The 15,265-nt window shown below is 40.9% G+C and carries 11 protein-coding genes and 5 pseudogenes; 7 read left to right on the forward strand and 9 right to left on the reverse strand.

Features of this window, described 5'->3' with window-relative positions; translation table 11 throughout:
- Position 1: 1 nt before the first annotated feature.
- Positions 2 to 331 (forward strand): annotated as a pseudogene (locus LY387_RS25350) (IS6 family transposase); the annotation flags it as partial.
- Here the strand turns inward: LY387_RS25350 and LY387_RS25355 are convergent.
- From LY387_RS25355 to LY387_RS25375, 5 genes are all read right to left on the reverse strand, one after another.
- On the reverse strand, positions 322 to 681 hold the full coding sequence (locus tag LY387_RS25355; RefSeq protein WP_234498043.1) for a cyclic GMP-AMP synthase DncV-like nucleotidyltransferase: 360 nt from the start codon (positions 679 to 681) through the stop codon (positions 322 to 324). The pseudogene LY387_RS25350 and the gene LY387_RS25355 overlap by 10 nt on opposite strands.
- Positions 682 to 836: 155 nt before the next feature.
- A complete protein-coding gene (locus LY387_RS25360) occupies positions 837 to 2,114 on the reverse strand; it encodes a type I restriction-modification enzyme R subunit C-terminal domain-containing protein (protein ID WP_234498045.1) in 1,278 nt (425 codons plus the stop codon).
- On the reverse strand, positions 2,115 to 2,468 hold the full coding sequence (locus LY387_RS25365; RefSeq protein ID WP_234498047.1) for a hypothetical protein: 354 nt from the start codon (positions 2,466 to 2,468) through the stop codon (positions 2,115 to 2,117).
- A gap of 28 nt (positions 2,469 to 2,496) precedes the next feature.
- Positions 2,497 to 3,297: an IS3 family transposase gene (locus LY387_RS25370; RefSeq protein ID WP_234498049.1), complete on the reverse strand. Its 801-nt coding sequence runs from the start codon at positions 3,295 to 3,297 to the stop codon at positions 2,497 to 2,499.
- A gap of 20 nt (positions 3,298 to 3,317) precedes the next feature.
- Positions 3,318 to 3,626, reverse strand: coding sequence for a DUF1153 domain-containing protein (locus LY387_RS25375; RefSeq protein ID WP_234498051.1), 309 nt, complete (start codon positions 3,624 to 3,626; stop codon positions 3,318 to 3,320).
- A 74-nt stretch (positions 3,627 to 3,700) separates the two neighbouring features.
- Between LY387_RS25375 and LY387_RS25380 the strand changes: the two are divergent.
- A pseudogene (locus LY387_RS25380) lies at positions 3,701 to 4,600 on the forward strand (IS110 family transposase); the annotation flags it as partial.
- A gap of 531 nt (positions 4,601 to 5,131) precedes the next feature.
- Here LY387_RS25380 and LY387_RS25385 read toward each other — a convergent pair.
- From LY387_RS25385 to LY387_RS25395, 3 genes are read right to left on the reverse strand one after another with little or no spacing between them, the layout of a single operon-like run.
- Positions 5,132 to 6,424 (reverse strand): PTS transporter subunit IIC, encoded by a 1,293-nt coding sequence (locus tag LY387_RS25385; protein ID WP_234498053.1) that lies wholly within the window; start codon positions 6,422 to 6,424, stop codon positions 5,132 to 5,134.
- On the reverse strand, positions 6,417 to 7,274 hold the full coding sequence (locus tag LY387_RS25390; protein WP_234498055.1) for a hypothetical protein: 858 nt from the start codon (positions 7,272 to 7,274) through the stop codon (positions 6,417 to 6,419). The genes LY387_RS25385 and LY387_RS25390 overlap by 8 nt, the downstream gene beginning before the upstream one ends.
- A gap of 2 nt (positions 7,275 to 7,276) precedes the next feature.
- Positions 7,277 to 7,663, reverse strand: a complete 387-nt coding sequence (locus LY387_RS25395) for a hypothetical protein (RefSeq protein ID WP_234498057.1) — start codon at positions 7,661 to 7,663, stop codon at positions 7,277 to 7,279.
- A 598-nt stretch (positions 7,664 to 8,261) separates the two neighbouring features.
- Here LY387_RS25395 and LY387_RS25400 point away from each other — a divergent pair.
- The 4 genes and pseudogenes from LY387_RS25400 (at position 8,262) to LY387_RS25415 (ending at position 10,865) form a co-directional block, all read left to right on the forward strand.
- Positions 8,262 to 8,999 (forward strand): annotated as a pseudogene (locus LY387_RS25400) (IS6 family transposase).
- A 55-nt stretch (positions 9,000 to 9,054) separates the two neighbouring features.
- Positions 9,055 to 9,615, forward strand: a pseudogene (locus LY387_RS25405) (TraU family protein); the annotation flags it as partial.
- A gap of 699 nt (positions 9,616 to 10,314) precedes the next feature.
- Positions 10,315 to 10,560 (forward strand): ANR family transcriptional regulator, encoded by a 246-nt coding sequence (locus LY387_RS25410; RefSeq protein WP_234498058.1) that lies wholly within the window; start codon positions 10,315 to 10,317, stop codon positions 10,558 to 10,560.
- Positions 10,561 to 10,709: 149 nt separating this feature from the next.
- Positions 10,710 to 10,865: a hypothetical protein gene (locus tag LY387_RS25415; protein ID WP_234498059.1), complete on the forward strand. Its 156-nt coding sequence runs from the start codon at positions 10,710 to 10,712 to the stop codon at positions 10,863 to 10,865.
- Between the two features lie 899 nt (positions 10,866 to 11,764).
- On the opposite strand, the pseudogene LY387_RS25420 reads toward LY387_RS25415, so the two are convergent.
- Positions 11,765 to 12,442 (reverse strand): annotated as a pseudogene (locus tag LY387_RS25420) (IS6 family transposase).
- Between the two features lie 335 nt (positions 12,443 to 12,777).
- Between LY387_RS25420 and LY387_RS25425 the strand changes: the two are divergent.
- Complete coding sequence (locus tag LY387_RS25425) at positions 12,778 to 15,255, forward strand: hypothetical protein (RefSeq protein ID WP_234498060.1); 2,478 nt, start codon at positions 12,778 to 12,780, stop codon at positions 15,253 to 15,255.
- The last annotated feature ends 10 nt before the right edge of the window (positions 15,256 to 15,265 follow it).

Raw genomic sequence — 15,265 nt, forward strand, 5'->3', positions numbered from 1 at the left:
TAAGGCGATAGCTCAACACGGCTTACCAGAGAAAGTGGTCATTGATGGAAGTAAAAGTAATTACGCTGCGCTTGATGCAATGAATGTACAACTTTGGCTAACTGGCTTCTTTATGTTGTCACCGACAGAGATCCTGGATATCAAATACTTAAACAATATTATGGAACAAAGTCATCGTTGGGTAAAACATAAGACGCGTCAGGCTCTTGGTTGGAAGTCATTAAAAGGAACCACAGCGAGCCTTCACGGTCGAGAGTTGTGGACGATGATTAAACGCGGTCAAGTTAATCTAACAGGGGAAACAGCCTGCGAAAATTTTATTCACTCATAGACTAATTGTATCTGGTGACCAGCATTGACGCGCTTTAATCTATACTTGCGACAGAACCTTTTTAGCTCACGAGAGTCGTACTCATCAGTGGTAATATCGAAGACAACACCAACATCGATGTCATAATCGCCATCCTGAGGCTTAACGCAGGTATGCATGGCATAGGAGCCCTGATCGAGCTTGGAAAATGTCAATTTGCGATCAGTATTGGGTACCTTTTCCTCTGCCAATGATTTTTTCAGTTCATTAATGAGCAGATCTCGTTTTTCGCGAAGGTCTGCATTCTCCTCATAGGTACCAAGTTTTATTTGGTCATGATATGCCACCATTTGTTTTTGTAGTTCAGCCATGTCACCTCCGTAATGGTCTCCTGACTGTACATGGCGACAAGATTATACGAAGACAATGTTTATACTATTTTTACTTTAATTTCAATGCATTAAGTCTAAATAGATCACATAAAACCCAGCAACAAGCAACACTTTCGTAACACTAAAGCACAAACCTATTCACCGAACGCAACCCGTTCGATCTCCTTAATTGTGTCGCGAAGCCTCATCACTGCACTTTGATCAAACAAACCAAACACGCCTTCAAAGTGAATGTCGGTGAACGGTGCTTTGGCTAATTGTGCAGGGTTCATGGTGCCGTTTTCGGTGAGCCAGTCGATGATGGTAGTGACAAACTGGATCTGGTCGCTATTGAATTTGGTGTCGTCCAGATAAGTTGAAAACGCGGCTTTGGCTGCATTCCTATCTAGACCCACAAGTTCGCGGATAAACAAGCCAACGGGTTTGTCTGGATGAATAGTGTCTTGGTAAGCCGTCATATCTTGAATGCCGCTGGCTTCAAACAACTGCTCGTCTAATCGCTCAAGGTCGAGCTTGGTGATCGGCTGGCCGCGTTTAATCCGTTGGATGGTCAGGTCGTTCTCATGCTCGCGAACGTAAGCTTCAACGCGCTTGCGGTAGAGTTTTAGGTCATCGCTGTAACCAAAATGATGAAGCTCATTTCCTTCGTTATAGGTCGCGGTATCGTCAAAGTTGGTATAAACCACCCCCACTTCCTCATCAGTCTTGATGAACTGTAATAACAAGCGTAAGCGTTTGCGCGTGGTTTCCAGATCCTCTAGCGTCACCCCCTCCCAGAAGTTGGCGCTTAGCACATACTCGATCCATTCCAGATGCTCGCCTACCGCCGGTACGCTGGCCTTAACCTGAAGCTGTTCAGCAATGCGGAGTAGCTTGTCTTGTTGGGTATCTGTGATGCCGGTTCTCTCAACTAACGCCAGTTGCATGGTCAGAAGGAGCTGGTCAAAACGCAGCGCCAGTTCTTCGTCCTGCTCTAATACATCAATCGGCTCAGCTTCTGTTGGTAGGGAGGAAACGGTATTCAACAGCTCACCGTGGCGCTCGGTATCCAGCGTACGCCAGATATCAGCACTCTGGTAGGTTTCTACCACTTGTCGATTTGGCCGAACGATGAAGTTATCCAGATTCATCCCAGCAACACGGTTGTGCAACAGGGTCAGCAGATACTCGCGTAACTCTGCGCCATAGTCGCCTTGAGCTTCGTCGCTTTTTAGGTTTTCAGCCAGTTGCAGACGGTTCTCAAATATCACTTGTGAAAGTGAACGTGCCGCCGAATCTTTACTGCCGTCGGGATTCATTTCGAAGTATTCAAAGTTCTGGCAAACATCAAATACCTTGAATTCAGTTTTGTCATCAACTGGGCTATTGGGGCCAAACAGCTTTGGTTTTAAACGGGTGCCGCGTCCCAGCATTTACAGAAACTTCACCTTAGACTTAACTACCTTGAAGAACATCAGGTTAGCCACTTCCGGCACATCCACACCGGTATCGAGCATGTCTACTGACACAGCGATGGTCATAGGAATGTTTGGATCTTGCGGTTCACGCTCACCTTTAAACTCCTCAATCAAGCTGTCAGCGTACTTTTCTTTGTAGGTGATTACGCGGGCAAACTTGCCTTTGTATTTGGGAAAGTTCTCGTCGAACACAGTGTTGATAAACTCAGCGTGTTTATTGTTAGCCGCGAAGATAATGGTCTTGGCCAGTCGGTCACCGCCTGCGACCTTGATCCCATGCTCCATCAAGATTTTAAGTGCCTCTGCCACTGTAATGACCCAGTCGAAATTGGACAGCCTAAGCTGCTAAAGCATAAACCTCAGCAGGCGTTTTCATCTTAAGCGCCTGATGTGGGCGCTCGTTGTTGTAGAACTCAAGCCACTTGCCGATGGTACAGCGAGCTTCAGTTAAAGAGCCAAAGTTGTGCATCCAGATACACTGCTCTTTGAGGGTTCTTATCAGACGTTCAACCATGCCATTTTGCTGTGGCGTATGCGGCTGAATGAACTCCTGAGTCAGACCGTACTGCATCGCTAACGTAGTGTAGAGGCGAGAGGTAAAAACCAAGCCATTGTCGCTTCGCAGTTGCAACCCTGGGGTTGCTTCACCAATCACACCATAACGAGTCAATAAAGCATCTTCTAAAACTGCAACAGCGGATTTAGCGTTGCCTCGTTTGCTGAGACTCCAGCCTAAAACCTCACGAGTATGACAGTCCATAACCAGCGTCAGTGCCGCCCAGCGATCTTGTTGACCGCACCAGACTCTTGCGATATCCGTAGACCAGCGCTGATCAGGCGCTTGCGCGAAAGAAGCTTTGGCTTCTACACGAGGCCTAAAGCCAACTTTACGCTTACGGCATTGCCAACCTTTCAGCTTCATAATGCGTTGGATGGTGTTTTTGTTTTCACCTAGAAAAAATGCCACGGTGCGATACCCTGCGTAAGGTAAGGCATCGATAAGCCTCTTTATTTTGGCTGCCATCCACTCGTTGATTTTTGGCTTACGCTTCTTAGCTCGGTAGTAAAAAGTACTCCGAGGAAGCCCTGTCCAGCGGCACAATTGAGAGACAGAAACCTTGTCGCCTTCTTGCGCCATCTCATCCCTGATAGCAATGATTACTCGTCATTCTGGTCGAGATGGCGATTGAGCTTTTTTAGAAATTTGATTTGAAGCATCGCTTCCCCGTAGGCTGCATGCAAATCATCAATTTTCTTCTCGTATTGCTCAGTGACATCCTTAGGATTCGCCTTCAAAGCGTTTTCCATACCGCCCAGAGCATCATCCACCCAACGCTCAATCTCAGAAGGCGTCAGATCGTAGGTTCTAGCGGCTTCCTTGGCGGTTGTTTTACCTTTAATGATGTCCTTAACAAGTTCAGCTTTGCGTTTAGCTGTCCAACGTTTTACTTCTGGTTCGTTACTCATAATGACTCCTGATTAGAGTGACACAATATCATGTCCAACTCTTCTCTGGGTCATTACATAAGTTATTAGAAACCGTAGCAAACATGCCACCGTGTTTGATTGGAATGAAAGCTTGTAGCAGCGCTCATTTTTGGGCTCGAGCTTTTGAAAAAGTTGGACATGAAGTTCGATTGATTGCTCCGAAGTTTGTCTCCCCTTAGCGAATGTCGGGTCGGACAGGAAAAAACGACGCTGCTGATGCTCAAGCTGTTTGTGAAGCGGTTCAACGCCCTCATATGAGGTTTGTCAGCATCAAATCTGAAGAGCAACAATCAATGCTATGTCTAAACAGAGCAAGGCAAGGATTGAATGAAGAGAGGGCTGCGGTATGTAACCGTATTCGAAATTTACTCTCTGAGTTTGGTGTCATTGCTCCGTTATCACCAGAACGATTACGTATTGAATTCGAAGCAATGAAAGCTCATCTTCCCGCTTTAGCTACCACCTGTATCGATGAATTATTTCTTCATATGGATAACATCGAGCGTAAGCTTCTGAAGTTTGACCGACTCATTAAGACAACAACTGAACAAGATGAACGATGCCAACAGTTGATGAAATTAAAAGGGGTTGGCGCGATGACCGCTAGCGCTTTGGCTTATGCAATCGCAGATGGAAAAGAGTTCAATAATGGTCGTCAATTAGCAGCTTGGCTTGGTTTAACTCCTTCACAATACAGTAGTGGTGGCAAACAAAAACTAGGGCGGTTCACTAAGGCTGGAGATAGTTATATCAGAAGTATGTTAGTACAGGGGGCCAGATCAGTAATGGCCAGTGCAAGCAGAAAAGACGATCCACTAAGTAAATGGGTTTGTGATGTTAAAGATCGCCGTGGGTATTGGCGAGCGGCAATCGCTTTGGCCGCTAAAAATGCCCGTCATTGTTGGGCAATACTTCATTATGGGGAGTCATTAGAAAGTTGTTACTCAACATAAAGTACACTGACCATTAATGATGCTAACGCAAAAATGATAAGGGTTAAGACCCCGCAAGAAGTGCCTGCGAAAGTGTTTGGATACAGATATCCGATAAACGTATAAGGCTCTTGTGAGCGTCTTTCATTATGGTCCGAAGCTTCACTGAAACTGGCTTCAACATGACCGTTTATAGTACCGCATCTTAATCTTCATTGTTGTTGCGAATAAAAACACCCATTGACAGCGGGTGGAAGTCCTTATTGTACACTTTCATTCCGTTGGACCTCAACCCCCTCTAATATGGCGCAATTGTTACAATGACTGCCAGACAACATTCAAGAAACGGCTAAGCTCTCGCCTCAAGAAGAGTTTGCACAAACTTTAATGTCGATAGGATGTGAAGTCGATGGTGGGCCCCCTATCATGGACGGCCAAAAGCATCGTATCCGTGTTGAAACCGACAAGCCCAATATCAAGCACCAAGCTGGATCGGGCTACTACGTAGGCTATCTAGATGGCCACCCAGCTAATTTTGCATTAGACCAAATTTTATTTATGCCGAACAAGATAAATATAGCTTACAATGAGTCCTAGTATAATTAGTATACTGATATGCCCGTTACCTGATAGAAAGCTATCCAATACTATCCCTGAAAATACGATATCTGAGTCGCTAAAAACAAAGCCCTCTCTACTGTGGTGGATGAGTAGGGTAGGTGTCAAGGTTATTAGTATCCCATAAAACATCCCTCCAGCGACTACTCCACGCACTCCACCTAGAACGTTCCCAAAAATTCCAGAAGTTGCACCACTAAAGAAGATAACTAGAAGGCTTGGTATTATAATATTATATTCTAAACGTAATAGTACTAAGACCCCAGCAAAACTTCCAAGTAAAGTGAATATGAACCCTAAAATCATAGCATTTGGCATATAATGAAAAAGGAATGGGCAATCTAAGGCGGGTATAGCTTGTGGGGCATATCTCTTTGTGAGCCCTTTAAATGCTGGAATTAAAGAGTCTATTATTATAGATGTCGATTTTTCTATAATAAAAATACCAATGACAAAAAATACACATTTACAACTTTCCGTTAACAACCCGTTGAAAGAATGTATAGTATCAGTTGTTAAATATAGATATATGTAGATAGGAAACATAATGCAAAACATTATAAGGTACCTACTCCCAACTATTTCGATTTTTCTCAGTAACTGTATATCTTCCGTGGAAGTGTTCACATTTCCTAAAAGCTTTGCAAACACCCCTTGCATAATATACCCTGAAGTACAGAAGTGACCAAGAGCAATATCTTTTCTTCCGGTTATTTTTTCTATAATCGGCTGGCATAATGCTGGAGAGTACGATGCAACAATTCCACCAAAGAGACTACTAATAAAAGCTAGCATAAACCCTTTATAGCCATATTCATAAAGGACTACATTGCTAACTGTTGATAACCATAGTAATGAATGACCAGAAAGAAAGATAAACCTTCCATTAAGGAAGGTAACTACAATTAAATTACATAACATCGTAAGTGCAAACGTTATAGAAATGTAAGTTCCCATTTCCTTTACAGCAATGCCATATATAATTGAAGAGTCTGAAATATAACCTTTTACATTAATGATGTTCTCTATATTATCAGATAAGTAGGATACCGAATGTACAATAATATCTATGCCTACCATAAGCATAGTAAAACCAATAAATACTTTTATCCCACCTAAAATAACTTGAAACCACGTACATTTTTGCACTACCAAGCCTACCATTGAGAGAAAGGAAAGACCAATAGCAGGACTACTCACTAAAAAAAGTACTGTTTTGTCAATCATACACAGGCTCTCGTTCACTATTCGTTAGTTCATACAAGGCCTTTTTAACATGTTCAATCGAGATACTCTCCATGCAAATTGGGCTTGCATAGACACAATTTTTTCCTGAGAAATGGACTTCGCTTTCTACTGAGCAACCGTTGAAGTAGCCGTGCATCCCACAAGGTTGAAATTGACACTGAGAGTTTTTGTACAAAACATATTGTCTAGGGTAGACAACACATTCCGACCTAGAGCTGCCTAATATTACAATTACATTATTGGCTTCAACAGCAGCAGAACCGTGAACCATGAAACTATCTAAACAAATTCCCGCATAACATGCTTTTGATACAGATAGAGATTGTCTAAGAGAATAACTTTTAAGCGATAAGTCTATAAAGCTAAATTTATCAGATAGGCTATCTACTAGCTCATTCCACTTATATTTACACCATTGTCTATTACTTGTCGTAGCTTGAGATTGATACCAGATTAATGGCTTTTTATATTTACTAACTTCAGTTTCTCCATATTTCAATTCAAGCTTAGTAAGGTTTACTTTTGGCTTTAAACGACTAAGCTTTATTTTAAGATTTTCTTCGGCCATTTCCAACATGTGAATGTAACTTGGTCTATATGGATAATTGTTATGCGGTCTTCGAGATGTATATAGTCTCAAATCAACATCATACTTGATGTTTTCTCCAATGTTGGGACTAGTGATCTTAACATTTTCGATATTGTTTAATAGTTCACGAAATGGGGTAACTACTTTTGCTTCTCCATACTTTTCTATTAAGCTTATTACAACTGAAGTGCTAGCAACAGTACACCCTAAAGAATCTGGGAGACGAATGATTGGAGTCATAATTAAGTCCAGCTATTGCAATATATTATATCATCTAATTGTGACTTTGTTAAAAACTCGACATTGTTAGTTAATAGTGTATCGTTAATTTTATCATCTTCTGTTAGAGAAAAAATGACATTATAATTAGATAGAGAATCTATAAATTTCTTTAGCTCAAACTTCATGTGTATATCAGAAATCACTTTAAGCTTAAGTTGAGATAAAGGCGCTATTATTTTTTCATACAAACTAGATACTTTTAAGCTATTATCTAACCCTAATTCACCTTCTTTTATTAGAACTATCACCTCAGAGTAGCTTCTTTTACTTTTTATGTTTTTAATAGCGGTTATTTCGTCTAGGTTTGTAAAAGTTATTTCTAATGAATTAATATTTAATATTCTCATAAATGAAGGTCCTTATGGGGGACACTTGGCGAAAAGGATACTTGTGTACGTTAAGAGTCTTAGATTTTGACATCGGACTGTCAGATAAACTAAATTTAAACTCTATTTTGACGGAGAACTAACATCCCCTCTAACATCTGGTTAGGGTTACTCTAGCTAAACATCTTTATGAAAAATAGGAAGTTATGCTCCAATCGTACAATTTTTCCGGATCGTCGTGTTACCCCTTGTGATTAATATTGATTCCCAATATGCACTTAGTTGCGTATTGGACCATACATCATTTTCGTGTTTTGTTAAAGATATTTATGATGAGGCTGTCCGTTGTAGTTAGGGAACGCAATACTATATTCGGGATAAAGATTGCTCCTAGAACGCGCCATTCTTTCCTTTGCGGGTGGCTAGGGAGCTTGTTTACACGTTAGATAGATAATTTGAGTTTTTGGTGCAAATGGCACACTGTGAATTTTGATATGTTCAAATTCCTAAGAGAAGATCAAAATTGATCGTTTCTTCCTTTCTGCTAGATCGGGGTTGTTCCAAAAACTCAGCTCAAGGTTGAAACTATCATCATCTGTGGTGATGATTGGTGAGTTCGATGACCAACCCTGAGTTCAAATGGAAACACTTTGCCCCTGAAATCATTCTTTGGTGCCTTCGTTGGTATGGTTCAACGACAATGAGCTATGCCAACCTCAGCGACATGCTGCAGGAACGAGGAATTTCGGCCAATCGCTCAACCATTTATCGTTGGTTCATTGAATATGCCCCTGCATTACGTAAGAAACTGCGCCGTTATCAGCTCATTCGAGCAGACTCTTCGTGGCAGCTCGACGAGACCTACGTTAAGGTAAAAGGAAAATGGCATTATCTGTATCGAGCTATCAACAAGCAAGGCGAGACCCTGGACTTCTATTTCTCTCATAAACGTAATAAAGACGCGGCTTATCAGTTCCTGAAGCGATGCTTAAGATACTATGATGTAGATGCGCAGCCTAAAACATTAAACACAGACAAGCACTCTTCCTGTACCCATGCGATTCTTCGTCTGAAGAAAGAAGGACGACTTCGAGTGGATGTCGAGCAACGGCAAGTGAAGTATCTCAATAATGATATCGAATCCGACCACGCGCCCATCAAGAAGCTCGTCGTTGGCACTGACGGTTTTAAAATCCGAAAGCGAGCTTGGTCAACCATTCAAGGATTTGAATCATTACGGATGTTGGACAAAGGCCAGTTTGATTTTTGATTGCGTCATGATGATTGTAAAACTCTAGTGCGGGAAAGATCCGCGTTCATAAATCGTCTATTCAATGTACTAGTGATTTACCAGTAATCGCCAAGCCAATGATGGCGAACTCTGCACTCTGAGATTAGTTGCAACAATCCCGCACAAATACCCATTGATATACTGGCTACAGCTGATGCAGTCCGCAGCTTGCATGGCGACCGATAACTTCGACGTGGCGCATCTCACCGAAATTGACCCATTATGGGACGATGACGAACTGGCCTTTATCTTAAACCCAGAGGCCATCTTATTTGGGAACCCCGCAGCGCAGCTCGCTTGCGTCCCCGAGGCCATCGCCACCACCAGTAACACCGTACTGCCCTTTAATGTTCTGTTTTGGTGTTTAGGCTCACAAGGGAGCGCTTACCCTCTCACGGGGAACACGAACTATCGAGACACCCCTATACAAGCGGGCACACTCATTATGGAAAGGCTCAATTACAAACTGCATCGACAAGGGATTGTGTGGGAAACACGAGGCGAAGATGGCGCGGTGTGTTATCAACACACAACCCCCATTCTCCCCAAATCACGATATCGGTATCAAATGAGCCCTCCCTACCCTGACGCTGGATGGTGTCATCCCTACACAACCACTACGGCGATTTGGGAAATGGGTCATGACAACCCTACAACAGGGGACAATTTTGGATTCGTATAGTGGCGAAAACGTAACTGTGTCTTCTTATAGGAACACCAAGTACACACGCCACTATGTTTTCATTTTTGATTGAATTAAAAGGGACATTGTTTTATCGCGAGCCTTCACACTCTAACGATACAAATATTGGAAAAGGAGTCCAGTGTCCAAAAACGGTGATATCAGTCAGCTATACCAACGGCTTGCCTCTCGATATGCCAAAAAATACAGCTAAAAGAAAGCGAGCAGGAGAGCGGGGCCCGGCTCGCTAAAATGAATGTATCAAAGTGAATATTATGGTTAGACATAAACATACTAATACAATATTCACTCAAACGCATATCAACTTTCCCCAATTTTTTCACAGAAAGTCACACTTTCCTTTCAATTCCACAGCATTTATAGGGAAAATTCAAGTGAAGTCAATAAACTTGGACAAGGTAATACTGTAGGAAGTGCTTATACATCTGGGGATGCTCAAATTGTTGGTGGCACTTGTCAAAGTACAGGCACTTTAAACGCTTTCGCGACGTGTGATTACGTTATCGAGAGTCAAGGAGGAAAAGGCACGCTTCACCTTAACGACTCAAAATCTATCTCTATCAACCCTCAAACGAATTCCGATGGAAACCGTTCAGGTAGCGCTGGCTCTTTCAGCTTGCTGTCTGCGTTGGCGTTAATGACTTTAGGAGTTCGTCGCCGACTTTTGAAGGAGTAAACATGCACCCTTACCAAGAACAATCTAAAAAAAAGTACTATTTAAAACTTGCCCAACAAGCCGCAGAGCTAGAGCGTGATCATCAGTACGAGAATGCCGCCATGATGTGGAAACAAGTCTCCTATCTGGCTTCTCACCCTGAGAACAAATTATGGGCAGAGAACCGCCATGACTTTTGCTTAAGATACCGGCCTATTATGTCCCTAATAAGGCGAGGACGCCCTAGAAACCTCGACACCCTAAGATAATGCTATTAATGGAGTTCACTCGTCACTATCGATAAATTTCATTCAGTACACACCATCAATCTTCTTAAAATACTCAGCTCAATGTCTGGGTATTTTTTACGCCTTTCCCAGAGCCTTAATAGTAACAAAATAGCCAAAAGGAGCGCGCAATGAACAATTTTCATGACTATATTCCGGAGCTACACAAAAAGACATTTCAGGAAGGCGAGCGTCATAAAACTCGGGAAAAGAATAGAGCAAAACAAGTTTTACGGACATTGTTCGGCTTTATTGCGGACTTCAACTTAAGAGCGAACGCCATGTAAGTCGTTCGCCTATTTACCCGGGAGCCTTGAGTCTATGGGCACACTCCTTATCGACCTCCTACTAACCGCCATCGTCTTCTCTGTACTCACGATTAGCTTTACCAAAAAGCAGCTCATCACTCCTAATTATTTACTTCATCGATGGGTGCAAGTCATTGTCGTAAATAGTTTGCTTTTACTTTGGGGGGTATGTTTAGCCATTCCTTCCTTTACCTAGCCATTACTCATTACGCTGATGGGATTGGTGTACTCATACGGTTTTGCCTGCGTATTACCAGGACACCCAAACTTGACGTTAATGCCTTCTCTATTCGAACGAGAGTGGAACGTCCATTTGACCAACATTGAAACGCCGTTCAATCGTGTGGTCTATCGAGACTTAATTGCGCTTATTCACAAGATGCCATCGTATCGAGTCCATCGTTTAGTCCTCACCTCCCCACTGTTGGCCAAGGATAGAGGGTTTCGAAATACGGACATTTTAGCCATGCATGGCACCATAGTTGAAAGGAAAGTGTCGTCGTTTTATCGCGCTCCTCTACAAGCTTTCACACTCTATCGATACAAATATTGGAAAAGGAGTCCAGTATTTAAAAACAGCGATATTAGTCAGAGATATCAACTACTTCTCTCTCGAGATACCGAGAAAAAGAACAGGTAAAAAAAAGCGAGCGGAGAGGCCCAGCTCGCTAATAAGCATGTATCAGAATGAATATTGTAAGTTTGACCTAGACACACTAATACAATATACACCTAAGCGCATATTAACTTTTCCAGTTTTTCGCAGGAAATCACACTTTGATTTCAATGCAACCGCATTTATAAGGAATCGTGACTCAGCGGTTCTGTCGCAAATATAGATTAAAGCGCGTCAATGCTGGTCACCAGATACAATTAGTCTATGAGTGAATAAAATTTTCGCAGGCTGTTTCCCCTGTTAGATTAACTTGACCGCGTTTAATCATCGTCCACAACTCTCGACCGTGAAGGCTCGCTGTGGTTCCTTTTAATGACTTCCAACCAAGAGCCTGACGCGTCTTATGTTTTACCCAACGATGACTTTGTTCCATAATATTGTTTAAGTATTTGATATCCAGGATCTCTGTCAGTGACAACATAAAGAAGCCAGTTAGCCAAAGTTATACATTCATTGCATCAAGCGCAGCGTAATTACTTTTACTTCCATCAATGACCACTTTCTCTGGTAAGCCGTGTTGAGCTATCGCCTTATTCAGAAAGGCTTTGGCGGCTGCTTCATCTCGAGTTGGGCTCAGATAATAATCGATAGCGTCACCAAATTTATCAACGGCTCGATAGTAATAAAACCATTCACCCTTAATTTTGATATACGTCTCGTCCATCCGCCACGAGCTCGATACCGACTTCTTTTTACGTCTGACTTTATGCTCCAAAATCGGCGTGAATTTGATGACCTACCGGTTAATAGTCGCATGGTCAATGGTGATGCCACGCTCCTTCTGTATTTCTTCAATCTCGCGATAACTGAGCTTGTAAGCTAGGTAATAACGGATGGTTTCAAGAATAACTTCAGAGGGGAAGTGGCAACCTTTAAACATTAATATTCAGAGTGTTAAGTAGATATTGGGTAGATCTTAACCTAGAATGCCAAACTTTGCGACACAACCACCAATCATCACCACAGACGATGATAGTTCCAACCTTGAGCTGAGTTTTTGCAACAACCCCACCTAAAACACTAAACTTTGCGACAAAGCCCGACAGAACTCACTTCTTGAATATGAGACTAGTGGCATAAAACGGAATATAAGTCACAGACATCACAAATTATAGGTTTTAAACTATTGACATTGGTCTGTCATATGAGTGGCGCTAATCGCAAAGAAGCTTACTCTTTCAATTCTTATTCCTTTTTAGGTTAATTAGAGAGTCTATGATGAAATTAAAATTGCGCTTTTGGAGTTTTCTGGTAACGACAATATTTTTTTCTATTAACTCTTATGCAGAGATTATGTATCACTACGAGCAAAGCTTACAGTGCCCTAGTAACTTTCGGAAAGCTGTTTTCGAAGAGGTCAATCGAGATAAAGAATCTATATGTTCAACCATAGGGCCATGGGACATATATGTTTATGCAACTGGAAAAATTGATGGTGGAAATAACATTTATGGATATGGTTGTAATATTACTGAGGGTGACTTTACTAGTGCAGGGATGAGTATATGTGTCGTTGCCCCATGTACTAGTGAAACAGATAATGGCTCCACGTGCAAAATACAAGACAACACTAGATTAAGAAATTTAGAGAACTCAGCTGATAAAGTAGCAGATCTACTGAAGGATTATAATCGAGTTAATTTCTCGGTATGGAATGGAAGTTGGACGCGTAACATTGTATTACCTACTACAACTAGAAATGGGGTTGTAATTTCATTATTAAGAGATTCTGATTGGAAAACCCACCTTCATGTAAATGGTAAGTCTTATCAGCCCAATAAAGGAGAAAAGATAACCTTTTCTTACCATAACGGGGAATGGATAGAAGGGGTTACCCTCGATGAACACCGAGTTGGTTTTTATGGTAAAGGTTCTACTGGATTTCCATACTTTATTGATACAAAAAATAATAAGGTTAAGTATTTAGTTAAAGACATTTCGCTAACCTCTCTGATCGGTTTTAGGGTAATGGCACAACGTATTAGTGGCAATGGTTATTTATCTCCTCTGTATGATGTTACGATTTCAGAAAATACGTCTCTATCTGATTTGGGGTTTAGTAACAACTATGTTACTCGTATATGTATATACAGAGTCGATGGAACTTTAGTTGGGGGGAAGTGTGTCGATGCCTATTATGGTCACACCTATAATCCTACATATAAAAAACCTCAATCCTATTTCTACGAGCCCAGTACTACAGCTTATTTACTACTTAGAAATGAAGCTGACGAGAATGATTGTGCTTACACTGATTTAGATAATGGCGAATTAAAATTTTCAGGATGTCAATTAAAAGATAACAATTGGTTCGCACATTTAGGAAACGGAGTTTTCAAGTCTATCTTGACAGGTATGACATTTGATTCTTCAGAATTAAACACTGAAATTACGTTTAAAACATTATTAGAAATTAATGAGGAACTAGATAGTTATGCAGCTAACTACAACTTAGATGGTGAGCAAAGTGCAGTATTCCAACAACAGAAAGCAAGAGAAATTAGTGTTTTCTATGAAGAATTCTTCATTAACCATCGTTTGCTAAATAAATATTCTGAAAACCTAACAATATCTATTAATAATGTGGCTTCATTTTCAGGGTTGGATGATTTAATTGACAGTGATGTTTGGAAAGCTAAATTTGCATCAATATCAAGTAAATCCATCGAGGAGAACTATTTAAAAGGACAATATATTAATTATCTACTTGAGCTCACAAAACGTTTCTATCAGCGAATTGATGATAAGTATCCAGAGGTCGGTTTTGAGTTTCTATTAAATAACATCCCTGATTCAATTACTGAAATTGAAGATGCTCACTATCACGACTGGGCAACTGATATCATTGCATTGGCTTTCATTAAACTAAAAACCCATTATCCAGAACTAGTTAATCAATTTGATTTTGATATTCAATCAGCAAGAGATTATTTATTTGAAAACAGACATTTCTTAGGGCAAGCGACTATTCCAAGCAATTATAAACAAGTGTTTGAAAACTTTATTGATAAGCGCATATATGAACGACATTTTAGCTTTGTTACTAGTAAAGCGAAAGATAGCTATCAGCCACTTTATTTTGATATTGAAGTAGAATCTTATCGAGCAACGATGATATTAGTTCTTTGTTATATTGAACACTTTTTTGGTAAGACTGTTGTAGATCAATTTATTGCTACAAATTTTTCAAATGGCATTAAAGCTCATAATGCAAGTGTAACTGTATATCAACATATTTCTGGAGCGTACACCCCAAACTCTTTTGTTCAGTACATGCCTGACATCTATCGAGCTAAAATTACCCGTAAAGTATACGAGCATTTTTCTGATAGTAGCTCTGCAATGCAGGATTTGATCTTGACTGAACAATCCGGAATATCGCTTGCTTACAAGAGCTTCCCTGTATTTGAATCTATAGCTGCGAAGCAACTCTCAGAAGCAAAAAAATCAGCATTAAGGTCGCTGAACTATGTGAGTGATGATGGTTTTTTAAAACTTCTCAACTTTTTGTTTACCTTTGATATGTTATTTGGTGTGGCCAATTTATTAACTGGTAGCTTTGAATCAGCAATAGATGATCTATCTACTAGTTTTGGTCAAAGTGAAGTTGATCAATTTGAAAATGAGTTAAAAAACATTACAGATGAAACATTTGAAACTGAAGGGGTTAATAGGATAATGTGTATCCTTTAATGAAAGGAAG

This window comes from Vibrio maritimus (assembly GCF_021441885.1).
Classification (GTDB): domain Bacteria; phylum Pseudomonadota; class Gammaproteobacteria; order Enterobacterales; family Vibrionaceae; genus Vibrio; species Vibrio maritimus_B.

Excerpts from the sequence above, each read along its gene's own strand:
- LY387_RS25355 (WP_234498043.1), bottom strand. The coding sequence starts at position 681 with ATGGCTGAACTACAAAAACAAATGGTGGCATATCATGACCAAATAAAA.
- LY387_RS25360 (WP_234498045.1), bottom strand. The coding sequence starts at position 2,114 with ATGCTGGGACGCGGCACCCGTTTAAAACCAAAGCTGTTTGGCCCCAAT.
- LY387_RS25370 (WP_234498049.1), bottom strand. The coding sequence starts at position 3,297 with ATGGCGCAAGAAGGCGACAAGGTTTCTGTCTCTCAATTGTGCCGCTGG.
- LY387_RS25375 (WP_234498051.1), bottom strand. The coding sequence starts at position 3,626 with ATGAGTAACGAACCAGAAGTAAAACGTTGGACAGCTAAACGCAAAGCT.
- LY387_RS25385 (WP_234498053.1), bottom strand. The coding sequence starts at position 6,424 with ATGATTGACAAAACAGTACTTTTTTTAGTGAGTAGTCCTGCTATTGGT.
- LY387_RS25390 (WP_234498055.1), bottom strand. The coding sequence starts at position 7,274 with ATGACTCCAATCATTCGTCTCCCAGATTCTTTAGGGTGTACTGTTGCT.
- LY387_RS25395 (WP_234498057.1), bottom strand. The coding sequence starts at position 7,663 with ATGAGAATATTAAATATTAATTCATTAGAAATAACTTTTACAAACCTA.
- LY387_RS25410 (WP_234498058.1), top strand. The coding sequence starts at position 10,315 with ATGCACCCTTACCAAGAACAATCTAAAAAAAAGTACTATTTAAAACTT.
- LY387_RS25415 (WP_234498059.1), top strand. The coding sequence starts at position 10,710 with ATGAACAATTTTCATGACTATATTCCGGAGCTACACAAAAAGACATTT.
- LY387_RS25425 (WP_234498060.1), top strand. The coding sequence starts at position 12,778 with ATGATGAAATTAAAATTGCGCTTTTGGAGTTTTCTGGTAACGACAATA.